Here is a 24,307-nt window from a genome sequence, read left to right on the forward strand (position 1 = left end):
CGATTCGATGGGGCTCACGATGTCGGTTGTTCGAGCGATGTATGGCGGTATGGTGTTTCGAGGATGAGTAGACACATCACGGTGATGTATAGCCGACCGGCTTTCTCGCCGTACTCGTAAGGATCACCCGCTGGAATCGGCGACCAACTTCCACGGGTCGATCGCCCGCCGCCGGTGAATTGATGGTCGAGAATCTCCGTCGCCGTCTGTTGATACCACCGCTGGAATCGCTCGTCATTCAAGTTGTGCAGCACTTGGCCGGTGTAGTACCAAGAGTAGACATTGCGTTTCCCCTTGGCCCAAACTGGCTCATTGGGTGGTGAGAGCAAGTAATCCACGCCGCTGTTGAGTGCCGGTTCTTGCTGCGTCCAGCCGAAGTACTGACGACATAACAACCCGGCACCCGTCATTGCGTGAGTCGCATCCCAACCGGGACGTGGTTCATATTTGTAACGGGCACCGTCTTCAAGTTGGACTAAGTCGAGAAACTTCATCCCGCGACGGAACGGTTCGCCTGGCACACGTAAGTTCGCGACTCGAGCCGTATGCAACGCCATCAACGCCCAACCGGTAACAGATAAATCACCGACCGATTGATCATCTTGTGGTTGATATTTCCAGCCGCCTTCAATTGGTTGTTGGCTGTCCAAAAGAAACCGAATTCCTCGCTCGGCCGGTTCGATGAACTTTCGATCGCCCGTCATCGCGTAGGCTTCGCAAATGGCGATCAGGGCTTGGGAATGAGCGTAGTAAGCGGTTTGCCGACCGAGTTCGTCCCAATCATGGAAATCACCGTTCGGCTTCTGCACATCGAGGAGCCAATTCAGACCGCGTTCGATGCCCTCACGCGTGGCTTCATCGTCGGCATTCACGTGGGTTTGCCCATGCCCTAGAAATGCCAGCAATGCCAATGCCGTTGCGCCAGTGTCGGTTCTCAAGACGACTTCGCTCGCATTCGGATACCCAGCGTGCAGTTGCCAATGCCCTTCGGGTTGTTGATGCCGCAATAGCCACTTCAGTCCGGAAGAAACGGCCTCATCAATTCGCTCTGCCCCTTCAAACTCTGAGAGTGCTACGCGTCGTTTTTCCGGTGTGCGAGTGGAAAGCAGTTCTTTGACATTCGCCAACGAAGCTGGACCGTCCGTCGGTTCGTCGTCTTCCCGCATGGCTCGCAACGGGTTTCGCGTTGGCGTGGTATTCGAATCGGCATTGAAGTCCAACCCCCGCAACTCGACAGCGGCTGTTTCTTTCGGAGCTTCGATAACCTCGGTTTGTTCCCGTTCGGTGATCCAACCGCCATTGATGACAATGTCGTTTTGGTCGAGAAAGCTCACTTTGAACAACCACAGCATCGCCAACAAGAGAACATGAGCCACCGCACTCATACCAAGGGCGGGGAGGCTTCGTTTGGTCTCCTTTTCGAATGACTCAACGAACGTATCCTCCGTGCGGAGCAGGTCATCCGGATCGAGACGCAATCGAACGCGGCTTGAGCTGGCTTCCGGGCGAGAACCGCCGAGAGCCTGTTGCACACGGCGGAATTCTCGCGGGCTGATCGGTTTTGTGGTGAAGTAATCTAAGTCGTGTTGCGTGATGATCGCGTCTTGGTAGTCGTGCCCGAGACCCATCGCAATGAGTCGCCAGGCCAGGACAACGATGCTAGCGACAACAATCCCGGCGGCCAATGACGCGGTATCCGAAGGAAACTTCTCAGCCAGTACGAAGGCACCAAACCCGGCCACCAAAACCGCGTAGAGTCCGGCCGTCATCCAGCCCATATTTGATGCCGCATATCCCAGTCCAACTGTCGCCAAGAAAAGCAGCAGCACGACGAACGTCTGAAAAAAACCTGCGGAGACAACTGCGCCACAGGTTGCGACCGTGAGCCCCACAAGCAACACAGTTCCAGCCGCGATCAAGAGAGGATTCCGTTGACGGAGCGGCGTTGACGGCTGCTGTTTTGCCGTTTGTTGCAACCCGAGTCCTCGAATCTCACCGGCCGGTTTCCAGCGGGATTGATCGCGGCTGACTTCGTCGGTTGGTTGTAACTGTCCGTCGCGAGCCAAGCGTTGCAGGTCGGCGGCGGCAAACGGCCCTCGGACCTTGTTAGCGGAACGAACCCAAAATTCATGCGGCATTCAAACACCCCGGACCGGAACGGCTGCGGGTTGACGGGAGAAAACAGCGTTCAGTGTATCCGCGAGATGAAAGAAGTGACAACGTACGCGAGCAGTTCACGAATGATCAAAGCAGGATCCGTCTCGTGCAGACCGGGGGCCAAAGACTCTTTTCGAGTTCGCCAGGAATGCCGAAGACCGCAGAATGGTTTAAACGTCCAGACCGATCATCCGCATCAATTCCAACGCATTGCTCTTCTGAACAACACCCGGACGAATTTTGTAGTCGAACGTCATTTCGCCGTCTTCGATGTGATCTTCGAAGTGTGCATTCTCGGCTTTGCCATCAAGTTCCTGAACGATATCCGTGAGTGCAAGGTCGTGCGTCGTCACTAAACCGACGGCTCCCTTCTCGATAAGCTTCTTGATCACGCCTTCCGAACCGACTCGACGATCATGGGAATTCGTGCCCTGAAGAATCTCATCCAGCAGGAAGAGCAACGGTCGTTCGTCTTCTGCAAGGTCGACGACGGCTTTCAATCGTCGCAAGACCGAATAGAACAGCGATCGCCCGTCTTGCAATGAATCACTGATTCGCATGGCCGTCCCCAATTGGAGTGAGGTCAACCGCAGCGACTTCGCCCGCACCGGACCGCCCGCCAATGCCAAGACTGCGTTCGTTCCCACTGTGCGAAGCAATGTGCTTTTGCCGGACATATTCGAACCGCTGATCAACACCAGCTGACGGTTGGAATCAAGTGCCAAGTCATTCCGAACACAATCGGCATCGGGAAGCAGTGGGTGCCCCAATTCCACACCATCGAGCACCGGGCCTTCGGCAACAATCTCCGGAAACGGATCGTCCGGACGTTCGTAACTGTGACCGGCCAGCGACGACAACGCCTCAAAACGTCCTACGACATCCAGCCACTGAGGAATGTGAGAACCGACATCTTCCCGCCATTTCTCGATCGCGTGTACCAGATGCAATGGCAGACACAACACGAACGCGAACGGAAAGAAAAACTGATTTTGCAAGCTGTTGTTGAGCCAACCTGTGAGCTGATGCAGTTTTGCGATCTGTGCGGAGGGCGGGAGGCCATCGGTCTCCAAGGCTTGGCGGCTTCGGACCAAGAGTTCCGATTCGAATTGCCTGGCCTCAATGATCACCAACACTTCCGACAGAATTTGCAAGCCGATGTTTCCGATATCCACAGAATCGAACACCCGGCGGATCGTGCCGGCCGAGCTGGCGACGAACACAATTTCTAACAGCAACGGAGCGACGAAAACCGACAGCCGATATCCCAAGAACAACCAAAGTACGAGCCCGGTCAGCGTCGAAGCAGCCAGAACAAAGGCGAGAACACGTCGCCAAGGTTCAACAGGAGCGGGAGGCTCGACCGACCATTCCCGCAATCGGTTCTGATCAAGCTCGTCATGCACGACGGCACTCAGCAACGCCAACTCTTCTCGGAGATCGAGTTCGGGGCGAAGCTCCCGCACGCTTTGCTGACGCTGTTGAATCTCGTCCTGACCAGCGGGTGAAAGCAGCCAGTTCGCCAAGACATCTTCGCCCAACCGCGTCCGTGCACGACAGAGCAGCTGGAATAGCGAGCCATCTCCAAATAAGTCGAGATCACCCGAATACACGTGATTGGGGTCGCCGTAGCGTTCTCCTGTCGCCCCTGTTTGGAACCATTCATCGTCCAGGCGTTTGAGTCCGCGTTCGTAGTACGTCACGGCCAGTTGAGCGGCCGAGAGACGTTTCAGCACACGACCGTGCCAGATCACCAATGCAACAAACGCCAAGAATGGCAGTAGAAGCCAGCCGGCCGAGCAAGTTTCTTGAAAGACAAGAACTGTCAGAATGATTCCGGCGAGGAACACCAATCCTCGGGCGGTCGCGATCCGACCGTCTACGGTCTTTAAGGCTGATACAACCGCGGATCGCGACTGTAGACGGTCGAGGTATTCACTGCGGGGCGACTTTCGCGGGGTGTCCGGCATACGATCTAACAACTGGAACGGCGTTTCCGTGAGTTTGCCTGCAACTTCTAACGAATAACAAGCCGGCGGACCAGTCCACGCCCATAAGAAGTCGCTCGCCGAAACTTAGGATGCGAATGCGGGTTGACGTAAACTGTTTTGAAGGCGACCTTTGCGTCTTCCTGCGGTCATCAAGTTCACGTTGGAGAGTCAGCGGATTTGTTGGGCCGTTCGAATCTAATTGCTGGACGCGGATTGCGGTCGGAATCGGTAACCCACGCCGCGAACAGTTTCGACGCAGTCGGCATAGGGGTCGAGTTTCTGACGCAGAGAGCGAATGTGGACGTCGATCGTGCGTTCCAATGCGTTGGCATCTTCACCACGGCTCTTGTCCATCAATTCATGCCGAGTGAAGGGCCGTCCCGGTTGGCGAGCCAGTTCCCATAGCAGACGAAACTCGGTCGGCGTCAGCATGATTTCGACCCCATCAATTCGGCATTGATGGTTCAACTTGTCAATCTCGATGCCGTCGACAGCCACTTTGTCGACATTGGTCGAATCGCTAGCCGGTCGTCGCAACAAGGCTTTGATACGATGAATCAGCGGCTTCATCTTGAAAGGCTTGGTGACGTAATCGTCGGCTCCCATGTTGAAGCCGACAATCTCGTCGATTTCTTCACTACGGGCGGTCAGCATGAGCACACGGATGTGCTGCGTTTTGGGATCGCTACGGAGTTGCCGACAGACCTGCAAACCATCCGTGACCGGCAACATGAGATCGAGAACGATCAGGTCCGGCAGTTCCCGTTGCGCCTTTCGAAGTCCGTCTTGCCCATCGGTGGCGCTGATGACGTCAAAGCCTTCGTGCGTCAAATTGTAAGTGAGAACCTCCACGATCGAGCGTTCGTCCTCAATCACCAGAATCTTTTGCTTGCTCATGGGGTTGCTAGCACGTGTAGATGAAGTCGGGGCAATCTCAGTATTAGTTATCATCGGATTTTGACTCAGGCGGTCGTTTGTGACGGATGATCTCGCCCTCGACAAGATACACCACATCTTCAGCGATGTTCGTGGCGTGATCGGCGATTCGCTCGATGTGTCGGGAGGCGGAAAAAACGTGCATAGCCGGTTCGGCCAACTGCGGTTGTTCCTTCATGATTTTCTGAAGGCCTTCGATCATTTCACGATTCATTTGATCGACGAAGTCGTCCTCAGCGCAGACACGCCGAGCGACTTTGCTGTCCAATTCCACATAGGCGTCAATACTGCGGTGCAGCATGTCCAATGCAACCTGAGCCATCGTTTTCAACTTCTCAGGTACGTGGAGTTCTGGATAGCCAATGAGTCCGCAAGCACGTTCGGCAATGTGGACACCTAAATCCGCCACCCGCTCCAGTTCGGCGGTGATCTTCATCACGGCCATAATTCGCCGAAGATCAACCGCAACAGGCTGGTGCAATGCCAGAATTTTGAGGCAGTCTTCTTCGATCCGCACGTCCCATGCGTCAATTTTAGTGTCGCGTTCTTGGAGTTCCTCGACAATTTGCGGACTTGGTTCGTTCAAGCTGTCCACTGCCAGGTGAATCATGTCTTCCACCTGAGCGCACATGGACAAAATGTCGCGGTGGATCTCTTCCAAGTCTCGAAATAGGTGGATCGTCATGAATTTTTCACCGGCGAGTTCGTGATGGCATTGCGTGGAAAAAACCGAGTTTTGACGGCAGGAATTATAATCGCATACTGCAGCAAAAACACAAGGGGCCGGGGGTTGTGAGGTTCGGCAGCCGCAAGCCATCCAGATCGCGAACGGAGGCAATTTAGTCGAGGATTATTAAGATTCTGAGAATGAATGATGTGGAATCGGTCGTTGTTCGAATTTCGCTAGCATTGATCGTCACTTCCGTGTGTGATATCTCTACGGCTCGCTGTCACGGCGTAAATGTTTGCTTTGGAATCGTACCGGCGTGTCGACGGGTGTTGGCATCGGACTTAGAGACAATCCACCGCACGAACGGCATGAGCGGTCGCCGTAGATCGGCCGCAGTTTGCCTTCGGAGTGGCAAGGAGTGGAAGAATGAAGTTGTTCGAAGGAAAAAAAGGTCTGGTCTTCGGCATCGCGAATGATCGGTCGATTGCTTGGGCGATCACGCAGGAATTGCATGAAAACGGTGCCGAAATGGGTTTCACGCACCTGCCCGACAAAGACCCCGAACGACCCAAGAGCGAGAATCGTCTTCGCAAACTTGTGGACCCGATCGGTGCCAAGTTCGTCATGCCCTGTGACATTCAAAATCCCGAAATGGTCGATGCCGTCTTCGATCAGGCCAAAGAATCGTTCGGGAAAGTGGATTTCATTCTGCATTCGATGGCATTCGCGGCAATCGATCAACTGAAGTGCCCGGTTTATGATGTCTCGCGGGAAGGTTTCTCGCTTGCCATGGACATCAGTGCGTACAGCCTAATTGAGTTGGCTCGTCGGGGACGTGAGATCCTCAATCCGGGCGGCAGCTTGCTGACGATGACGTACCTCGGCGGTGAAACCGTGATCCCTGGTTACAACCTCATGGGGATCTGCAAAGCCGCTCTGGAAAGCACGATGACCTATCTCGCCAGCGAATTAGGGCCGGAAGGTTTCCGAGTGAATGCGCTCAGTGCGGGACCGCTCAAGACGCTCGCGTCGTCAGCCGTGGGCGATTTCAGCAAAATGATGAAGCTCTACGAAGCGTTTTCGCCAATGCGTCGCGGTGTTTCACCGGGTGAAGTTGGCAAAGCCGGGATGTTCTTGCTGAGCGACTTGGCGTCCGGCATCACCGGCGAAACATTACACGTCGATGGCGGATACCACATCATGGGAGCCCCGCCCGCGGATGCGGACGAGGAATAACAGTCTCAAGACACTTTTCGCAGAAGCCGGTCCACTCAAGCATGACCGACACTTCTGCGGAATTTTTGATTACAACACTCCGAGTCGTTCGCCAAGTTCCTTCAGTACAGCGATGTCGCTTTCCGGTCGCGGAGGGCTGTCGGGGTGAGTGTTGTTGGTTTTGGTCCAACCTCGCAATTTCAAGAATTGTGCCGCGGAGTGTTTGTATCCGGCGCTTGGGCTCCGGAAGGTCAAGTAGCCCAAGTATTGCAGTTGGTCGTTGAGTTCGTAAAACGCCGGATCGCCCGCTTCCCACATGGCGTCGCGTTTCGCGAATAAGTCCGGCGCGAACGTGCTCAATCCGAGCAGATAATCGCTGCCGTACATGATCATGTCGATGGCGAAATCATTCCCCGTGAAGACGGTGAAGTCCGGTCGTTTCTGATCGCGAAGCTGTAGCCGTTGCCATTCCGGTTCGCGATGAAACGATGAATGCTTTGCACCGATGCACTGTGGAATGGCCATCAAACCGGCGTAGGTTTCGAGGTCGTAAACCTTCCCGAATGGTGCTAGATCCTGGGTGAGTTCAAAACCCAAGAATTCATTCACCGCACGGCCGAGGGCTTGGTAAGACTCCACAATTTCGGGACCGGCTTGCTCGATGAGCCCGAAGGATTGGAACACGACCGGCAACCCGCCGTACTCGCTGATGAGTGTCATTTCCCGGCTGTAAGCATCCAGGTCGAATTCCGCGCCGGGCTCATCTTTCACGAACGCTCCTGCGACGAACTTGCCCCCGGAAAGCACTTCGCGAGTTCGCTTCAGCACTTCGAGCTTCGTCTGCTCGTCGATGAGGTGCGTATATCCGGTGTCCATATTGACTGCCGGTGTGAGACCTGCGTTCGCGGTGCGTTCGATGTGGGCTTCCAGGCTTTCCCAATCCACTTCTCCGGAATCGAGAAACGGAAGCAAAATTGCGGAAATCCCGGTCACCTTTCGGCGGGGTTTGATCATCGCGGTCGGATCGAGCGAAGCAGAGTTCATCAGTCAACATTTCCTTTGAAAACAAAATCACTGACGCCAGAAAGCCAAATAACGCATCATGGCATCTTCCAGCAATGGAGACGCCTCAAAAACCCAGGACAGCGGTTGGTAGAGGACGCCAATCATTCGAGCCGTTTCGTCACTGAGATATCCATGGTCGTACAACCACGCCACGGGGCCAAGACTCAAGGGCCAAAGCAGCACGAACATCAATGCGAGAAACCCAATGAAACCGAACGAGAGTCGTTTACGCGGCGTGTGTTCGTTGGGAGTTTCCGGCATGACTTCACTCCGTGGCCTCAGGGAGTTGCAGAGGTTCGCCGCCGCGTCGGATGCGGATCCAATTGATGGTCCGGTAAATGGCTGGCCGGCGGATGATCCACAACTCCAATTCGCGTTTACCGGGGAAGTTCAACAACGAGATGCCAATCAGAATCGTCAGCAACCCCTGCCCCGGAAGTGCCAGCATCAAGATGCCACCAAGAAGCAGGATGATTCCCAATAGGTTCTTGGCAACTAAGAACAGGCCCCGCCAGACCGGATGCTTTGTGGCGAACGCCATCGCGGACGGTTCATCGGTCACGAAGTAATCTGCCCGGACGCGGGTGATCAGAAATGGCACCAACATCAAACTGGCGATGAACGTGAGGGCCGACACGATTGAGAGCGTCCAAACGAACGTATTGTGTTCGTCCATCCAGTCGGTGATGTTGGCAACAAGGTCAGTCCACATCTCGGTCGACAATCTTTGCGAATCGTAGTGCGGTTTCGATCGAGTCCCATTGGGTCAAACGCCTAGTGTAACTTTGCGTCCCCCGGTTGCCCAGGAGAGCAGGTTCAAAAGAAACTTCTTGAATTCTCTAAGTTTTCTAAAGAACGCAGTTTGACTGTTGCAAAGTGTGACCTAGGTTTGACGTGTCAGGCGTTAATACGAGCCTGTCACTCTAAACGGTTTCCTGAAAACGATTTAGGGAATCGGCTTTGAACTGCCAGTGACGAGCGTCTGTTCGTCGTCTGGGAGATTCACTTGTGGATAAACCTCGCGGTGAGGTTTTTCGGGTCGCGGAATCCAACTTGGCGGAGGGTCAGCCGTCTTGAAATGGTCCGCAAACAGGTTGAACCCCGTTTCGGGGTGACACGAGTCCAGAAAGGGCAACTCATGAAGAACATCCTCAGCAGTGTCAAACAGTTCCTGGTTTCCGAAGATGGCCCGACGGCCGTCGAATACGCCGTCATGCTGGCGTTGATCGTCATCGTCTGCTTGACAGCGATTGGTGAAATCGGCACGAACGCCAACACCAAATTCGAAGGTGTTCGCGACGCGTTGACATAATCGACCGAATCCATCGGATTCTGTTGATACCAGTCGGCCCTCTGGTTGTGTCATTGATGTCGCGGGGTCAACGGGCTGGGCCGCCCGATGGAGTTCTACGGGACTCCGTCGGTCGGCCTCCCTTTACGTCTAGAGCATACGTCAGTCTCGCTTGGAAACCACTTACAAAGGTCTTGTGATGTCTGCATTTTGGATCGATTTCTCGACACTGTGGCAACTTTCTCCCGTGTTCGTCGCGGTCACGATGTGGCTGGCGTCCATGATGTTCGGTCGCGGAGCTGCGTAACGGCTTTCCGTCCAGAGAACGTGACAACAACGATGAACAAAGACAGCGAGGACCGCTGCCGTGATTGCGGCGGTGGCAGTCTCCGGTGTCTTGTGACAATTCCGAAAAATTCCCCTCTAGCCATTCGGCAGAAGACAAATAAGAAAGGCGGCAGACAATGGATTGGCAAGCTCTCTTGATTGAGAACTGGCACGTGAAGTTCGTCGCAGTCGTATTGATTGTGGCAGCTTGGATCGACGGTAAAGAACTTCGAGTTCCGAATTGGCTGACCTATTCCATGGTCCTCAGCGGTTTGGTTTACAACACCGTGGTCGGCGGTTGGGGCGGTTTGGGTTTTGCGTTGCTTGGGATGGTTGTCGGTTTGCTCACGCTGCTGCCGTTGTACTCGGTTGGCGGGATGGGAGCCGGCGACGTGAAATTGATGGCCGGAATCGGAGCATGGCTTGGTTCCTACATCACTTTTTACGCATTCGTGGCGACGGTTGTTGTCGGAGCCGTGATGGCGGTTCTGATGGTCATCTACAAACGCGGCGTGCAAAAGCACTACGCCCAGTTCTTGATGATCCTCAACGAATGGATGACCGTCCGAAACCCGGCGGAACTTTCCAAAATCGCCAAGGAACGGAAGCCAACAATGTTCTTGCTGCCCTATGGAATTCCGATCTGCATCGGATCGATCGGTTACTTCTGCTACGCCGGTTTGTTGTATTGAAAAATTTTGGCTCCTCACACGGTCGCGGCCCGTTCGTGTAAGGCAGTCTTCTCGGCCAATACTTTGAACACAAAGAGAGTCGTCCTATGAGAATGAAATCGTTTGTCCTGTTGGCCTTCTCGGTCAGTATGGGACTCGTCGGCGTTGTGCTGGCTAACAAATATGTGTCCAAGGATGGCCCTGCGGAAAGCGAATACGGACAAGTTTTGGTCGCGATGGCGAATATCCAACCAGGGATTCCGCTCAACGGAGACAACGTCGCCTTTCAGAAATGGCCGATCGACGCCATCCCGGCTGGTGCCGTCACCACCGACGAGCAATTCGCCGATCGCTCCTTGAAAGCCGCCTGTGTGGCTGGTGACCTGATCTTGGAGGCGAAGCTCAATCAACCCGGGATGCACGGGGCGTCTTTGGAGATTCCCGAAGGAATGCGAGTTGTTTCAGTGCCGGTGGATGCGACCAAAACGCACTCTGGTCTGATCCAAGCAGGCGACCGTGTGGACGTGTTAGTGACTTACAAAGTTCGCACCGACCGGGGGATGTCCAACAAAACCAAGACCATCTTGGAGTACATCGAAGTCTTCGCGTCCGACAGTGTTCGTTCGTCCGCTGTGACTGAGGAAACTGAACACGTCGCCAAGAACATTTCGCTGCTCGTCGAACCGAACCAAGCCAACTTGGTGATGCTTGCCCAGAACAAAGGGCCCATTCACTTGGCCCTGCGAAACAAAACCGACCAAGGCACCGTGCAAACGGAATCGGTCGATGATGCGTTCTTTGAAGACAGTGGCAGTAGCGTCGGCCGCTTCTCCGAAGACCTGTTTGCCGACGCCGAGGACGACGGAACCGGCGATACGGGAGCATTGAGCATTCAAGATGCCTTGAAGATGGAACTGGAACAACAACAGGACCAGTCACCAGCCGAACCCGAGCCGACCGTCTCGGTCGAACCGACTCCGGAAATCCAGCAAAAATGGAAGATCGAAATATTTTTCGGAGATGATCACCGGGTTGAAGAGGTTGACCTGGAAAACGAACAAGAAGATTTGACGGAAAATGGGGTTGCAGCGGACATGCCGAAAGTTCCGACCCTCTAAAAGACGATAGAGTGAGATAACGGGCCGAAAAACCGTTCTTGACCTTGACACTTGTTCTCACGGGAATTGACTCCCCATGAGGACAAGTGTTCGGTCAGTTCCCATCTCCGGCTCTGGCGGAGCCGAAATCCAGCCAGCGTAATTACCTGTCTGAGGTGCATGGATGCATAAGAAAACTGCGGCCCCACGTTGGGCACAGGCGACAATCGACCTCGGAGGTCACCGCATGAACCGGAAACGGCTCCGCGCCGGCAACAATCGCGTTAGCAGATTCATCGCGGTTTGCACGCTCGTCGCGACCGTGACTCTGGTTTCGCCGTCGGTGTCCTTCGCTCAAACGGCGGAGGTCGACCAATCGGTGTCGTCAAACGATCCCGTTTTCGTGGTGAACAAACCGGAATCGCAGACGCAGATTACGGAAAAGTTCTCCAAAGTCTTGAAGTTGCCGCAGCGAATTTCCCGTGTTGACGGGTTCGATCCGGTGGTGCTCAACGTCACCGCGTTGTCCGCAACGAGCTTCCGGTTGCAAGCACTCACGCCCGGCGTGACGACCGTTGTCTTCACCGATGAATTCGGTGCCGTCTATACGGTCGAAACATTCGTGGCTGGCGACGTGCGACACCTGCAAGCCTACATCGATCGCCTGTTCCCCGGCTCCGCAGTGAAAGCGGTGGCTGTGCAAGACAGTGTTGTCCTTCGCGGGTGGGTCACGCGACCGGAGGAAATCACCAAGATCGTCGAGATCGCGGAACGATTCTACCCAACGGTTCTGAATCAAATGTACGTCGGCGGGATGCAACAAGTCATTCTGAAATGCCGCGTGATGGAAGTTCAACGCTCGAAAATTCGTCAGCTAGGTTTGAACTTCCTATATGTCAACGACAACGGTTTCGTGGGCTCGACGCCGGGAACGTTGGTTCCGCTTTCGAACTCGACTGCCAACTTCACTGGGAATGGTGCCGGCGGACAGGGGCTTGAAATCCTCAACACCGCACTCAGTTCGCTGTCGCTGGCAGGTGGGATTGTTGACGACAACAACATCTTCCAAAGTTTCTTGGATGCTTTGAAGCAAGAGCGGTTGTTGAAAATCCTCGCCGAACCAACCCTGAACACAACCAACGGCCGCCCGGCTCAAATGCTGGCGGGTGGGGAATTCCCGATTGTGGTGCCGCAATCGTTGGGGACGACCACAATCGAATGGCGTGAGTTCGGGGTCCGAATGGAAGCTGTTCCGACAATCCTCGGAGCTGGTCGCGTGCGGTTGGAACTTCAACCGGAAGTCAGCGAACGGGACTTCTCGAATTCCGTCAACATCAACGGGTTCACCGTGCCGGGTTTGACGACTCGCCGCGTGAACACACAAGTCGAGATGAAGTTCGGACAAACCTATATGCTGGCCGGTTTGCTTTCACTGCGTCGAACAGCAACCACCAGTAAAATTCCGTTCCTTGGCGAATTGCCTTGGATCGGTGCCGCCTTCCGACGCGTTCAATATGACGAAGGCGAAACGGAACTCGTGATCCTCGTCACGCCGGAACTTGCTGGTCCTCTTGAACCTCACGAAGTTCCAGCCGGTGGTCCTGGCTTGAGTACCGATGTGCCAACCGACCGTGAACTCTACCGTGATGGCTTCATCGAAGTGCCAAATTACGGTGGCGTTTGCCCAGACTGCGAACCAAGTGGTGTCCCGTTCAGCCGAGTCCACTATGCCGGTCCTGACACGGGTGCCGGAATGATGCCGGCGGCTCCGGCAATGGCTCCAGGTCCGGAACAGATTGCACCTCCGACTTCGGATTACGAACCGGTCATGGAAGCAGGTCCAACGGCGATGCCTCAGGCAGAACCAGTTGCACCGTTGCAACCGGTCCAACCACAGCCTGAGTCTGCCTTTGAACTGCCGCGGTTAGGTGTTCCGACGCCGAACAACTCGATGCCACAACCACCGCCACTGCCGACGACGCAGCGTCGATCAGGCGGTCAGAACTGGCAGCCTGCCAACGATTCGCGAGTTGTTCCCGCGGGAAATCGTTACTCAGCTCCCTCGCGAAGTGGACTGATTGCACCGCAATAATCGTCTGAACCAATTTGTTCGGTCAAAGAGCCGGTCACATTTCGGTGTGGCCGGCTTTCTTTGTTGGGGACTGAATCTTTGCTCAATGTCCGATTACGAAAAACTCGCACTTCCGGCGATTCCGAACACTCAACCCCAGAATCTCGTCATCTATTCGACTCACGACCGAATTCTTGAGCTATGTTTACACAAGTGTTGCCTCCCGTTTCGATTGTCTTTTCGGTCAACAGTGTTGAACACGGCGAAATGCGACGCCCCGAAACGGCGGCATCATTCACCAAATCATGAGACCGAACTCGTGTTGTCGGATCAACACGCGAATGGGCCTCTGGATGATGGCGGTTCTCGTCATTACATGATCCACAAAACGACAATTGATTGCCGATGATGGTAACCGATTTGGTGGGAAATCACGGTTCACTTGGGAATGGACGGACTTCAAAATGAACAACGTTGTGCGAGTGGCCATCGTCGACCCCAATGATGCGACCCGCTCCTCGTTGAAGAGCTTGTTGTTGGGTATCGATCAAATTTGGCTGGATGCCGATTGTTCTCGCTATGAGTTCTTCTCCGATGTTGTCGGGCAATCGCAACCAGATATCGCTTTGGTGTGTCTGGACAGCGATCCCACGAAAGCGTTGGCGTTGGTCGGTCAACTTAACCGAGACATGCCGGGCACGAACGTGCTTGTGGTAAGTAGTTCCAACGAAGGCAGCATCATTCTGCAGGCGATGCGAAATGGTGCGAAAGAGTTTCTCAGCTCACCCTTAAACTTGGACGACTTCCTGGCGGCGTTGGATCGAATCAAGCAAACGCTCACAACACGCAGCGGTGAAAGCAACACTCGTGGGAGTCAGGTCATCACGGTGGCTGGTGTTAGTGGTGGTGTCGGCTGCACGAGTCTGGCGATCAATCTGTCATGCATTCTCGCGAAGAATCCTGCGAATAGCGTAGCGTGCATCGACATGGATTTTGCCCTCGGCGATGCCGACGTTTGGTTGGACATCATTCCAGACTACACCATTCAGGATGTCTCCGAGAACATTTCACGACTCGATTACTCGTTACTCAAGCGGTCGCTGACGAAACACGAATGCGGTGCGTTTTTGCTGCCGCGTCCGGTGCATTTGGAAGAAAACCCGATCATGTCGCCGGATCAAATGCGGCGAGTGATCTCCTTGCTCAAAGCCACCTTTACGCACCTCGTGATCGACGTGACCAAGACATTCGGTCCGTTGGACTTGGCCGCGATGGAAGCATCCGATGCGACATTGCTGGTCACGCAGCTTGATCTCCCGAGCTTGCGAAATGCGGTGCGTTTGCTGCAATTCTTTGATGGCTTGGAAACGTTCAGCGACCGCGTTCAGGTTGTGATCAATCGGTTGGGGCTGGAGGATTCCCAAATCAGTTTGGGGAAAGCCTTAGAAACGTTGGGGCGAGAAATTTCCTTCGAGGTTCCCAACGATTACGCCACGATGGTGGACTCCCGGAACAACGGAATCCCGCTGATCCAGAAAGCTCCAAAAGCCAAACTCACAAAAGCGATCGAGAAAATCGCCCGCGCCTTTGACGATGCGAAAGAAGAAGTCGTCCCCGAGGAAGACAAGAAAGCTCGCAAGGGGTTGTTCGGCCTGTTCGCCGGTGCGAAGTAATTTCACTCAATCGGCGAACTCGCGGAGCGTTCGTAGCGTTTGAAAATGGATATCCACGATATCCTCGATGTTTGGGGAATATCCCCCCGCCATGCAGACCGCAACAGGAATTCCGCGTTCTCGGCAACTCTCAATCACAAGCCGATCTCTCTGGGCCAAACCAGATTTTGATAATCTGAGGCGGCCCAAAGTGTCGGCATGATACGGGTCCGCACCAGCCACATAGATGACCAGTTCCGGTTCCGCCTGCGTTAGCGTTTGATCGATTCCCGCTCGGAGTGCGACGAGATAAGCTTCGTCTTCAGTTCCGTCCGGCAGACCGACATCGAGATCACTCTGCTCCTTGCGGTGTGGCCAGTTCTTTTCGCCGTGGATAGAGAACGTGAAGATCGTCGGGTCTCCCACCGTCATAGCAGCGGACCCGTTGCCCTGATGAACATCGCAGTCGATGATCGCAATTCGCCGGGCGTGTCCCGTCGATTGCAACACGCGAGCGGCAACGACAGCGTCGTTGAACACACAGTAACCTTCTCCCCGATCGGCGAACGCATGATGCGTCCCTCCGGCAAGGTTGCCACCCACACCACATTCTAGGGCCGATTGGCAGGCGGAAATCGTGCCCCCCACCGACCGCCGTGATCGCTCCACCAACCCTCGCGACCATGGAAATCCGATCCGCTTGACCTCCTGCCGAGTCAGTTCACCGTCAGCGACTCGTCGTATGTAGTCGGGTTGATGTGCCAACATGAGTTGCTCATTCGTGGCAGCGTCCGGTACACGCAAATTGTCTGTGCCGACTAAATCCGCTGTGGAAACCCGTTCACGAAGCCGGGAGTATTTCAACATCGGGAAACGGTGCGTCGTCGGCAGGGGAAGCACGAAATGGTCGGTATAAAACAGCTGCACGGTATTCTGGTGGGTTTGAAGAATGAGGACATTTCGATTCCAACCGCCAATATCGTAGTCATCCGACGAAGTTTGACCAATTCGAGAGCAGAATCTCCGACACAACGCTTGCACGAACGGCTCAGTCTGCTCAGACTGGAAAGTCCTCCTATTTTGAAGTAATCCGATGACGACGATTTGATACTGAAGGACTCTCTCGATGCGTATTCCGATAGTCGTGTTGCTCGCCGGCTTGATTTCCTGTGGGCTGAATATTTCTGATCGCATCGCCTCTGCCGCCGGTCCCGGAATTGCCGCGACATCCGTTGAACAAGTCGACGAGGATTTCGCATTCCAAGGAGAATTCAGCGGCCAGGGTGCGATTCACCAGAATGGTGGTTTCGAGACGCACAAGTTAGGGCTCCAAGTCGCCGCCCAAGGCAAAGGGGAGTTCATCGGTGTTGTGTATCTCGGTGGGCTGCCAGGGTCCGGTTGGGATCGCGAAACCAAGTTCAAAGTCCGTGGCGTTCGTCAGGGCGATCAAATCGAATTGCTCGGCGATGGTCTTCAAGTTGAGGTCACGAAGTCAGCCGCGAAGTTGGCTTCGACGGAAAAGCTCATGGTCGGTGATCTGACCAAAGTCGAGCGGCACAGTCCCACGATCGGCAAGGCTGCTCCTTCGAATGCCGTCACAATCTTCGATGGAAGCCTTTCCAGCGAACACCTCAAGAACGGTGCTATCGACGAAGAAGGATTTCTGAAAGAGGGATGTGAAATCGTCATGCCCGCGAACGATTTCACCCTGCATTTGGAATTCAAACTGCCATACATGCCCGAGTGTCGGGGGCAAAGTCGGGCCAACAGTGGTGTGTACATTCACAGTCGCTATGAAGTTCAGGTCCTCGATTCGTTTGCTCTCGACGGTGTGTTTAACGAATGTGGTGCCCTGTACCGCTACCAGCCGCCGAAGCTAAACATGTGCTTGCCACCACTGACCTGGCAAACCTACGACATTCTCTACATCGCTCCTCGTTTCGACGCCGAAGGCAAGAAGATCAAGAACGCCGTGATTTCGGTGCATCACAACGGTGTGCCCGTCCAAGATCAGTTCGAAATCGAACGCGGAACCGGTGCCGGGCAGAAGGTTGGCGAAGGCCCGAATCCCCTGCCCATCAAACTGCAAAATCACAGGGATCCCGTTCGTTATCGCAATATCTGGATGATTCCTCATCGCAATGCCGAACCACCTTCGTTGGCCAAACGATAACATCGGACACACTCGGAAACTGAGGTGTCAACGGATGGCATTTCGAACGGTGCAGGTCGAACAAGCGTTGGCACATTTGCGAAGTGCCGACCCGGTTCTTGAAGACGTGATCGATCGCGTGGGGCCTTTCACATTGCGGGCCAAACGCGATCGATTTGCCATGCTGGTTCGTTCGATTCTTTCGCAGCAGATCTCGACAAAGGCTGCGGAATCGATTCGAAACCGCTTGCTGACACGATTGAAGCCCGAGCCACTCAAACCGGGATCACTTGCCAATCTCACGGACGAAGATTTGCGAGCCGTCGGGCTTTCCGGCCAAAAAGTTCGATATCTCCGCGACTTGATCGATCACGTCCAGTCCGGGCAAATCGAATTGGCTACGATCGGCCGACGGGATGATACGGAAATTATCGCTGCACTCACACAGGTCAAAGGCATCGGTGAGTGGACCGCTCAGATGTTCCTGATCTTCTCGCTAGGCCGCATGGATGTGTTGCCGCACGCCGACTTGGGGATTCGCACCGCCCTCAAGAATCTGTACGCTCTCGATGACCTCCCCAACCGAGCCGACGCCGAACGTCTCGCAATGCCCTGGCGACCGTACGCGACGATTGCCAGCTGGTACTGTTGGCGAAGTTTGGAACTGACATCGCCGGCTGATTCCACGGAGTGAGGTCGCATGACACGTAGAACCGTGTTGTTCGCGGGTGGCGGAACCGGGGGACATCTCATACCGGGCATTGCGGTCGCTGAGGAACTTACTCGCTGCGATCCGCAAATTCGCTGCGTCTTCGTCGGTTCTGATCGGCCGCTCGAACGCGACATCCTGGCGTCCGCCGGTTACGAGCATTTTTCCATTCCGGTACCGACACCAAGAGAGACCGTGCGACGACCCGTCCGATCCACATTCCAAATTTCTCGCAGCCTGCAATTACTGAGACGCATTTTTCGAGATTGCACACCGTCGGCAGTGATCGGTTTGGGAGGATTGGCCTCGGGGTTGCCGATCTGGTTCGGACGACGACATCGTCTGCCCACGATTTTGTTAGAACAAAACATTGTCGCCGGTCGGATGACGCGGTTATTCGCTGGGAATGCCTCTGCCGTCTGCACCAGCTTTCCCGAGACAGATTTTGGCAGCAATTGCCCTCGGAACGTGGTCTCGACCGGGAATCCACTTCGCGAATCGATCACAGCGTTGTCTGGGAACCGCATCAATCCATCGAACCAAACGCTTTTAATTCTTGGGGGAAGCCAGGGAGCAAGTGCTGTCAATGACCGTGTGCTGTCGCTCCTTCCGTCATTGAAACCCCAAACTGCCGGGTGGAAAATCGTTCATCAAACCGGAGCACTGGATGAACAGCGTGTTCGTGATCGATATGATGAACTTGGGATTTCCGCGACGGTCTCGCGTTTTATGTCTGATCTCTCCAAACACTACGCCAATGCGGAGTTGGCGATCTCTCGGGCGGGGGCGACGACGCTCAGTGAGCTGGCGTGTGTCGGCGTGCCGGCAATTCTAGTGCCCTACCCCACTGCCAAAGACGACCACCAACGTAAGAACGCTCAGTTCTTCGCGGACGCCGGTGCAGCAGTTGTGATGGAGCAAAACGCCAATCAGACGGAGTGGATCGAACTTGGGCAACGGCTGTTGTGTGATTCCGCCATGCGTGCCAAAATGCGGCAAGCGATGACTTCGCTAGCGAAACCCAACGCGACGAGCGAAGTCGCCAGTATCATCATGAGTGTTCTCACCCCCCAGTAATATTGCGGTCGAACGGATTCTCAACAAATGGAAATCACGGAACAGGACGTTTTGCTGGTCACCGGAGCGACTGGGCTTGTCGGGAGTCATCTCGTTGAAGCTGCTCACAAACGCGGTTTGAAAACTCGCGCGATTGTCCGACCGACGAGTGACACGCAATTCCTAGATGACCTGGGCGTGGAATTGGTGACTGGCGATCTCAGCGACGCCGAATCGTTGAAAGCCGCAATGGATGGCGTCACCTTAGTGGTGCATTGTGCCGCGAAAGTCGGTGATTGGGGGCCAGTTTCGGACTATCGCGCTGTCAACGTCGGTGGAGTGAAGAACCTGCTAGCTGCAATGGAAACCGCTGGCACCGTGCGTCGAATGGTCCACGTCAGTTCGTTGGGGGTCTATCCGGCCAAAGATCATTTCGGAACCGATGAAACGACTCCTATCAGCACCACAGGAATTGACGGGTACACGGTTTCCAAAGCGGAAACAGAACAGGCGGTTCGGCAACACATCGACGAACACAACCTGCCAGCGATCATTTTACGTCCTGGTTTTATTTACGGGCCACGCGATCGCACGGTGTTCCCTCGGATCATGGAACGTCTGAAATCGAAGCAGTTCCGCTATCTTGGTTCGCGGGACAAGTTGATCAACAACACCTATGTCTCCAATCTGGTGGATGCCATTTTTCTCGCGTTGGAAAGCGAAGAAGCGTTGGGCGAGACTTTGAACATCACCGATGCGCGTTTGGTTTCCAAGGAAGAACTCGTGGCGGGGATTGCGGAGGGGGTGGGCTATCATGTGCCGACGCGAACCGTACCACTTCCGATCGCCAAAGGTTTGGCCCGACTGTTAGAAGGCACGTATCGCCTTGTAGGGGCGAAGCATGCACCGATCCTCTCCAGTGCCCGAATTAAGTTCCTCGGGCTGAACTTGGATTATTCCATCGAGAAGGCCCGTCGGGTGCTCGGATATGCTCCTGCAGTTGATTTCCAAGAGGGTTTACAGAACACTCTAGAGTGGTACCGCCAACACGACATGGTTCCCTAACGCCCGATTCAGCCGTTATCACGTCTTTGCAGCGAGTTCAGTCTCACGGCGGTCGGAGACACATTTTCCCCCAGCCACTGTAATTACCAGAGAATTTGAGAAGGGCCGTTCTATTCGATGACACCGACGCCAACGGGGACGTCCCCTTCCAACACCTCCAACCGATATCGCTCCGGCCTGGATGACGGTCGAGGTTGGAGGATCTACAATCGCATTGCCATCGTCTTCTTGCTTTACGTCCTTTCGACCGGTCCGATGTATTGGCCAATCTATGAGGCGTACAACATCGGCGGCCGATCAATCGACCGGCTCATTTACTTTCTCTATTACCCGATTGTCCTACTGTGCGAATTCGACTGGATTGCCGGTTGGTTTGAGTGGTATGTCGGACTTTGGAATCCGTGAGATTGGCGGATCTCACCAACGGTCACGGTCCGATCGAGACTGCAACCGAACATCGAATCCCTAGGACCGTTGCGGAACTTTTAACTATCAGGTCGTTGGGGTTTAGGGACGCGTTTGCCAGTTCCGCGGGAGCGTTTGCCTTTTCCTTTGCGACCGCCTCGACGCTTCGGTTCGTTTGATTCTGCAGACTCGGAGTGAACGGAGATTTTCTCCCCAAGTTTTTGCTGCAGTTCCGTGATCCGGTCTCGCAAACTCGCCGCTCGTTCAAACTCCAGATTCTCGGCCGCGGCCAGCATTTCTGCTTCCAACTCGTTGAGATATTCCTGTGTGACGAATTGGGTTTCGTTCTGGCCGGTTGCTTCTCGTTCGATCTGCCGGGCTTCGATCTCGTCTTCGATGCCCCGACGAATCGCTTTGCGGATGGTTTCCGGCGTGATTCCATGCTCTTCGTTGTACGCCAATTGCAAGGCTCGCCGGCGTTCGGTTTCCTCGATGGCCCGTTGCATACTGTTCGTGACCGTGTCGGCGTATAAATACACCTCGGCGTTCACGTTCCGAGCCGACCGCCCGATCGTTTGGATCAGACTCGTTTCGCTTCGCAGGAAACCTTCCTTGTCGGCATCCAAAATGGCGACCAACGAGACTTCCGGCAGGTCTAAACCTTCCCGCAACAAGTTGACGCCGATCACGGCGTCGAACCGGCCTTCGCGAAGTTCCCGAAGAATTTCCACTCGTTCGATGGCATCCAACTCCGAGTGTAACCACTGGCAGCGGATGCCTTCTTCTTGCATGTAGGTTGTCAGATCCTCGGCGAGTCGCTTAGTGAGCGTAGTGATCAACGTACGTTCGCCCCGCTCAATGCGAATTTTCACCTGCTCCAACAAATGCGGAACCTGACCACGGGCGGGAACCACGTGAATCACTGGATCGACCAGGCCGGTCGGGCGAATCACTTGTTCGACGATTTCACCCGCCGATTGTTCCAACTCCCAATCAGCAGGTGTGGCCGAGACGAATACAGTCTGCTTGCGGATCGTGTCCCATTCTTCAAACTTCAACGGCCGATTGTCCAAAGCCATCGGCAGCCGAAAACCGTGATTGACGAGTGTTGTTTTTCGGGCCTGGTCGCCATTGAACATGGCCCGGATTTGCGGAACCGTGACGTGCGACTCGTCGATGATCATGAGGAAGTCGTCAGGGAAAAAGTCGAGCAGGGTGTACGGTGGTTGTCCCGGTTTTCGACCGGCAAGTGCCCGACTGTAGTTCTCGATGCCCGGACAGAAACCGACCTCTTTGAGCAGTTCCATATCGTGTCGCGTCCGGGCCGCCAACCGCTGCGCTTCGAGCAACTTGCCTTCTTTGCGAAACGTTTCTAGTGAGGTGTTGAGTTCGGTATCGATTTCCTCCATCGCGCTGTCGATTCGCGACTGAGGCAACACAAAGTGCTTCGCCGGATAGATATACGCATCTGGCAGCGACTTGGACTCTTCGCCGGTGAGCGGATCGATGATCGAAAGTTTTTCGACCTCATCGCCCCACAACTCAACGCGATAGGCGAATTCCTCGTACGCTGGCCAAACCTCGACGACATCACCCCGCACACGGAACCGACCCCGCTCGAACGCTACATCGTTGCGGTCGTATTGGATATCGATCAGTTTTCGCAGCAGCTCATCACGATCGATTTCCTTACCGACTTGCAGGGGAATCATCATTTCGAGGTAGTCTTTGGGCGACCCCAACCCGTAAATACAACTCACACTGGCGACCACGATGACATCCCGCCGACTAACCAACGCACTGGTCGCGAGCAACCGCAGGCGGTCAATCTCCTCATTGATCGAGGAGTCTTTTTCGATGTAGATGTCCCGCTGCGGGATGTACGCTTCCGGCTGATAGTAGTCGTAGTAGCTGACGAAATATGTGACGGCGTTGTTCGGAAAGAAGTCGCGGAATTCGCCGTAGAGTTGGGCCGCCAGCGTTTTGTTGTGACTGAGGACCAACGTCGGTTTTTGCACCTGCTGGATGACGTTGGCCATCGTGAAGGTTTTACCGCTCCCGGTGACACCGAGCAGGACCTGATCCTTTTTTCCCTCGTTGATGCCGGAGACGAGGGACGCAATCGCAGATGGTTGGTCCCCCGCTGGGGCAAATTCGCTGGCAACTTGAAATTTCGGCATGGAACTCGATTTCTTGCAAACGACGTCGAATGAATCGTGTGTTCATTGTAGGTCGTCTTCAAGCGATCTGTCCAAGCCGTCGGCCCATTCACGGCCTGTTCACGCAAACAATTCGTGGACGACGCGACCGTGCACATCGGTCAAACGGAAGTCGCGACCGGAATAGCGATACGTAAGGCGTTCGTGATCAATCCCCAGCAAATGTAGAATGGTCGCGTGCATGTCGTGCATGTGGACTTTGTTTTCGACAGCTTGATGCCCGAATTCATCGGTACTCCCGTAACTCACGCCGGGTTTCACACCTCCACCGGCCAGCCACATCGTAAAGCCGCTGGGGTTGTGATCACGACCGGTGCCATTGCTTTGCGAGTACGGTGTACGGCCGAATTCCCCACCCCACCAGACCAGGGTGTCTTCGAGCAGGCCACGTCGTTTCAAATCGGTTAGCAAGGCGGAAATGGGGCGATCGACCCGTCGAGCATGTTGCTCATGTCGAGGCAAATTCGAATGCTGATCCCATGCCGGGTTCGCACTGTTGTCGCCGTAATTGACTTGCAAATATCTGACGCCGGCTTCACACAATCGGCGGGCGATCAGGCACTGCCGTCCGAACTTGTCGGTTTCTTTCTCTCCGATTCCGTAGAGTTTCAGAGTTTCCGGCGTTTCTCCAACCAAATCGAGCAGGTCCGGTGCGTGCGACTGCATTCGCCAGGCGAGTTCATACGACTTGACCACCGATTCCAATTCCGCACCGCCGCCGTTTTGCAGGAGTTGTTGACGATTGAGTGCCTGCGTCAGCATCAACTGTCGTTGTTGTTCGGGACGTGTGGCGGCGGGGTTTTTCAAATCGCGGATCATGATGTCCTGCGAATTGGGATCGCCGATTGCGGTTCCCTGATAGACCGGTGGCAAAAACGCACTGCCGTAATTTCGCGGCCCGCCATTTCCGGCGGATGGACAGATCGCAACAAAGCCAGGGAGATTCGAGTTTTCCGAACCGAGTCCGTAGGTAATCCACGACCCCACCGACGGCCGGACGAAGTTCGTTGCACCGGTGTGCAGAAACAGCGTGGCCGGTCCGTGGGCAACGCCTTCGGTATGCATGGAATGCACCATCGCCAAATCGTCCATGTGCTTGGCGGTTTCCGGGAACAAGTCGGAAGCCCATCGCCCGGTTTCGCCGTACCGCCGAAACTTCCATGGCGATTTCATCAGCTTGTGTGTCGTGAGCTTCTTGCCGGAGTTCGCTCTTGCTCGATCATCGGCGAACTCGAACGAATTGCCGTGCTGTTTGGCGAGCGAGGGTTTGTAGTCAAAGGAATCCACATGGCTCGGCCCACCCTGCATGAAGATGAAAATGACACGCTTCGCACGAGGTGGGAAATGGGTCGGAAGTTCCGCGAGTGGGTTTCGGTTCGTTGAAGCCGACGCCGCTTGATGAGCCATTGCCGTGAAGGCCAATCCACCGAATCCGCAGGCAACGTTTTGCAGCATCTGTCGGCGAGAAACCGGATGGAGTCTTTGTGGATTCATGAGAGTCCTTCAGTATTGCCTTTTCGGAATTGCAAACAGACGATCGTGTACGCGGAGATTGGCG

The 24,307-nt window shown here is 54.8% G+C and carries 21 protein-coding genes; 11 read left to right on the forward strand and 10 right to left on the reverse strand.

What is annotated here, in order from left to right:
* Positions 1-14: 14 nt before the first annotated feature.
* The 4 genes from G6R38_RS10550 to phoU form a co-directional block, all read right to left on the reverse strand.
* Positions 15-2,138, reverse strand: a complete 2,124-nt coding sequence (locus G6R38_RS10550) for a GYF domain-containing protein (RefSeq protein WP_166824332.1) — start codon at positions 2,136-2,138, stop codon at positions 15-17.
* A 189-nt stretch (positions 2,139-2,327) separates the two neighbouring features.
* Positions 2,328-4,127, reverse strand: coding sequence for a MutS family DNA mismatch repair protein (locus G6R38_RS10555; protein ID WP_166824336.1), 1,800 nt, complete (start codon positions 4,125-4,127; stop codon positions 2,328-2,330).
* A 216-nt stretch (positions 4,128-4,343) separates the two neighbouring features.
* Positions 4,344-5,045, reverse strand: a complete 702-nt coding sequence (locus G6R38_RS10560; protein ID WP_166824339.1) for a response regulator — start codon at positions 5,043-5,045, stop codon at positions 4,344-4,346.
* Between the two features lie 43 nt (positions 5,046-5,088).
* Positions 5,089-5,769: a phosphate signaling complex protein PhoU gene (phoU, locus tag G6R38_RS10565; RefSeq protein WP_166824342.1), complete on the reverse strand. Its 681-nt coding sequence runs from the start codon at positions 5,767-5,769 to the stop codon at positions 5,089-5,091.
* A gap of 411 nt (positions 5,770-6,180) precedes the next feature.
* Here phoU and G6R38_RS10570 point away from each other — a divergent pair, with 411 nt between their 5' ends.
* Positions 6,181-6,990, forward strand: coding sequence for an enoyl-ACP reductase FabI (locus G6R38_RS10570; protein WP_166824345.1), 810 nt, complete (start codon positions 6,181-6,183; stop codon positions 6,988-6,990).
* A gap of 69 nt (positions 6,991-7,059) precedes the next feature.
* Here G6R38_RS10570 and G6R38_RS10575 read toward each other — a convergent pair whose 3' ends face one another.
* Genes G6R38_RS10575 through G6R38_RS10585 form a run of 3 tightly spaced genes read right to left on the reverse strand, consistent with a single transcriptional unit; the run spans position 7,060 to position 8,746 of the window.
* Positions 7,060-8,013 (reverse strand): dihydrodipicolinate synthase family protein, encoded by a 954-nt coding sequence (locus G6R38_RS10575; RefSeq protein WP_166824348.1) that lies wholly within the window; start codon positions 8,011-8,013, stop codon positions 7,060-7,062.
* Positions 8,014-8,040: 27 nt separating this feature from the next.
* Complete coding sequence (locus G6R38_RS10580; protein WP_166824351.1) at positions 8,041-8,295, reverse strand: hypothetical protein; 255 nt, start codon at positions 8,293-8,295, stop codon at positions 8,041-8,043.
* A gap of 4 nt (positions 8,296-8,299) precedes the next feature.
* Positions 8,300-8,746 carry a PGPGW domain-containing protein gene (locus G6R38_RS10585; protein WP_166824354.1) on the reverse strand — a complete coding sequence of 149 codons (447 nt, stop codon included), beginning with the start codon at positions 8,744-8,746 and terminating at the stop codon, positions 8,300-8,302.
* A gap of 426 nt (positions 8,747-9,172) precedes the next feature.
* Between G6R38_RS10585 and G6R38_RS10590 the strand changes: the two genes are divergently transcribed.
* The 5 genes from G6R38_RS10590 to G6R38_RS10610 all read left to right on the forward strand — a co-directional run bounded on the left by G6R38_RS10590 (position 9,173) and on the right by G6R38_RS10610 (position 15,164).
* Positions 9,173-9,346: a Flp family type IVb pilin gene (locus G6R38_RS10590; protein ID WP_166824357.1), complete on the forward strand. Its 174-nt coding sequence runs from the start codon at positions 9,173-9,175 to the stop codon at positions 9,344-9,346.
* Positions 9,347-9,789: 443 nt separating this feature from the next.
* Positions 9,790-10,344 carry an A24 family peptidase gene (locus tag G6R38_RS10595; RefSeq protein ID WP_166824360.1) on the forward strand — a complete coding sequence of 185 codons (555 nt, stop codon included), beginning with the start codon at positions 9,790-9,792 and terminating at the stop codon, positions 10,342-10,344.
* A gap of 86 nt (positions 10,345-10,430) precedes the next feature.
* Positions 10,431-11,441, forward strand: coding sequence for a Flp pilus assembly protein CpaB (gene cpaB / locus G6R38_RS10600; protein ID WP_166824363.1), 1,011 nt, complete (start codon positions 10,431-10,433; stop codon positions 11,439-11,441).
* 226 nt (positions 11,442-11,667) lie between these two features.
* Positions 11,668-13,512, forward strand: coding sequence for a type II and III secretion system protein family protein (locus G6R38_RS10605; protein ID WP_206028546.1), 1,845 nt, complete (start codon positions 11,668-11,670; stop codon positions 13,510-13,512).
* Positions 13,513-13,955: 443 nt separating this feature from the next.
* Positions 13,956-15,164 carry an AAA family ATPase gene (locus G6R38_RS10610; RefSeq protein WP_166824369.1) on the forward strand — a complete coding sequence of 403 codons (1,209 nt, stop codon included), beginning with the start codon at positions 13,956-13,958 and terminating at the stop codon, positions 15,162-15,164.
* 6 nt (positions 15,165-15,170) lie between these two features.
* Here G6R38_RS10610 and G6R38_RS10615 read toward each other — a convergent pair whose 3' ends face one another.
* Positions 15,171-16,070 carry a histone deacetylase family protein gene (locus tag G6R38_RS10615; RefSeq protein ID WP_166826593.1) on the reverse strand — a complete coding sequence of 300 codons (900 nt, stop codon included), beginning with the start codon at positions 16,068-16,070 and terminating at the stop codon, positions 15,171-15,173.
* 199 nt (positions 16,071-16,269) lie between these two features.
* On the opposite strand from G6R38_RS10615, the gene G6R38_RS10620 reads away from it, so the two are divergent.
* The 5 genes from G6R38_RS10620 to G6R38_RS10640 all read left to right on the forward strand — a co-directional run bounded on the left by G6R38_RS10620 (position 16,270) and on the right by G6R38_RS10640 (position 20,530).
* Positions 16,270-17,316: a 3-keto-disaccharide hydrolase gene (locus tag G6R38_RS10620; protein ID WP_166824372.1), complete on the forward strand. Its 1,047-nt coding sequence runs from the start codon at positions 16,270-16,272 to the stop codon at positions 17,314-17,316.
* 34 nt (positions 17,317-17,350) lie between these two features.
* Complete coding sequence (locus tag G6R38_RS10625; RefSeq protein ID WP_166824377.1) at positions 17,351-17,989, forward strand: DNA-3-methyladenine glycosylase family protein; 639 nt, start codon at positions 17,351-17,353, stop codon at positions 17,987-17,989.
* Between the two features lie 6 nt (positions 17,990-17,995).
* A complete protein-coding gene (murG, locus tag G6R38_RS10630) occupies positions 17,996-19,081 on the forward strand; it encodes an undecaprenyldiphospho-muramoylpentapeptide beta-N-acetylglucosaminyltransferase (RefSeq protein ID WP_166824380.1) in 1,086 nt (361 codons plus the stop codon).
* Between the two features lie 27 nt (positions 19,082-19,108).
* Positions 19,109-20,125 carry an NAD-dependent epimerase/dehydratase family protein gene (locus G6R38_RS10635; RefSeq protein ID WP_166824383.1) on the forward strand — a complete coding sequence of 339 codons (1,017 nt, stop codon included), beginning with the start codon at positions 19,109-19,111 and terminating at the stop codon, positions 20,123-20,125.
* 117 nt (positions 20,126-20,242) lie between these two features.
* Positions 20,243-20,530: a hypothetical protein gene (locus tag G6R38_RS10640; protein WP_166824386.1), complete on the forward strand. Its 288-nt coding sequence runs from the start codon at positions 20,243-20,245 to the stop codon at positions 20,528-20,530.
* Between the two features lie 80 nt (positions 20,531-20,610).
* Here G6R38_RS10640 and uvrB read toward each other — a convergent pair whose 3' ends face one another.
* A complete protein-coding gene (gene uvrB, locus G6R38_RS10645; RefSeq protein ID WP_166824389.1) occupies positions 20,611-22,710 on the reverse strand; it encodes an excinuclease ABC subunit UvrB in 2,100 nt (699 codons plus the stop codon).
* A gap of 99 nt (positions 22,711-22,809) precedes the next feature.
* On the reverse strand, positions 22,810-24,243 hold the full coding sequence (locus G6R38_RS10650; protein ID WP_166824392.1) for a DUF1501 domain-containing protein: 1,434 nt from the start codon (positions 24,241-24,243) through the stop codon (positions 22,810-22,812).
* Positions 24,244-24,307: the final 64 nt, after the last annotated feature.

This window comes from Thalassoroseus pseudoceratinae, from assembly GCF_011634775.1.
GTDB lineage: Bacteria > Planctomycetota > Planctomycetia > Planctomycetales > Planctomycetaceae > Thalassoroseus > Thalassoroseus pseudoceratinae.

Bases quoted from the DNA above. Each gene is read 5' to 3' on its own strand.
- phoU (WP_166824342.1), bottom strand. From the start codon at position 5,769: ATGACGATCCACCTATTTCGAGACTTGGAAGAGATCCACCGCGACATT.
- G6R38_RS10625 (WP_166824377.1), top strand. From the start codon at position 17,351: ATGGCATTTCGAACGGTGCAGGTCGAACAAGCGTTGGCACATTTGCGA.
- G6R38_RS10570 (WP_166824345.1), top strand. From the start codon at position 6,181: ATGAAGTTGTTCGAAGGAAAAAAAGGTCTGGTCTTCGGCATCGCGAAT.
- G6R38_RS10640 (WP_166824386.1), top strand. From the start codon at position 20,243: ATGACACCGACGCCAACGGGGACGTCCCCTTCCAACACCTCCAACCGA.
- cpaB (WP_166824363.1), top strand. From the start codon at position 10,431: ATGAGAATGAAATCGTTTGTCCTGTTGGCCTTCTCGGTCAGTATGGGA.
- G6R38_RS10610 (WP_166824369.1), top strand. From the start codon at position 13,956: ATGAACAACGTTGTGCGAGTGGCCATCGTCGACCCCAATGATGCGACC.
- G6R38_RS10575 (WP_166824348.1), bottom strand. From the start codon at position 8,013: ATGAACTCTGCTTCGCTCGATCCGACCGCGATGATCAAACCCCGCCGA.
- G6R38_RS10650 (WP_166824392.1), bottom strand. From the start codon at position 24,243: ATGAATCCACAAAGACTCCATCCGGTTTCTCGCCGACAGATGCTGCAA.
- G6R38_RS10585 (WP_166824354.1), bottom strand. From the start codon at position 8,746: ATGTGGACTGACCTTGTTGCCAACATCACCGACTGGATGGACGAACAC.
- G6R38_RS10635 (WP_166824383.1), top strand. From the start codon at position 19,109: ATGGAAATCACGGAACAGGACGTTTTGCTGGTCACCGGAGCGACTGGG.
- G6R38_RS10620 (WP_166824372.1), top strand. From the start codon at position 16,270: ATGCGTATTCCGATAGTCGTGTTGCTCGCCGGCTTGATTTCCTGTGGG.
- G6R38_RS10580 (WP_166824351.1), bottom strand. From the start codon at position 8,295: ATGCCGGAAACTCCCAACGAACACACGCCGCGTAAACGACTCTCGTTC.
- G6R38_RS10550 (WP_166824332.1), bottom strand. From the start codon at position 2,138: ATGCCGCATGAATTTTGGGTTCGTTCCGCTAACAAGGTCCGAGGGCCG.
- G6R38_RS10605 (WP_206028546.1), top strand. From the start codon at position 11,668: ATGAACCGGAAACGGCTCCGCGCCGGCAACAATCGCGTTAGCAGATTC.
- uvrB (WP_166824389.1), bottom strand. From the start codon at position 22,710: ATGCCGAAATTTCAAGTTGCCAGCGAATTTGCCCCAGCGGGGGACCAA.
- G6R38_RS10590 (WP_166824357.1), top strand. From the start codon at position 9,173: ATGAAGAACATCCTCAGCAGTGTCAAACAGTTCCTGGTTTCCGAAGAT.
- G6R38_RS10595 (WP_166824360.1), top strand. From the start codon at position 9,790: ATGGATTGGCAAGCTCTCTTGATTGAGAACTGGCACGTGAAGTTCGTC.
- murG (WP_166824380.1), top strand. From the start codon at position 17,996: ATGACACGTAGAACCGTGTTGTTCGCGGGTGGCGGAACCGGGGGACAT.
- G6R38_RS10555 (WP_166824336.1), bottom strand. From the start codon at position 4,127: ATGCCGGACACCCCGCGAAAGTCGCCCCGCAGTGAATACCTCGACCGT.
- G6R38_RS10560 (WP_166824339.1), bottom strand. From the start codon at position 5,045: ATGAGCAAGCAAAAGATTCTGGTGATTGAGGACGAACGCTCGATCGTG.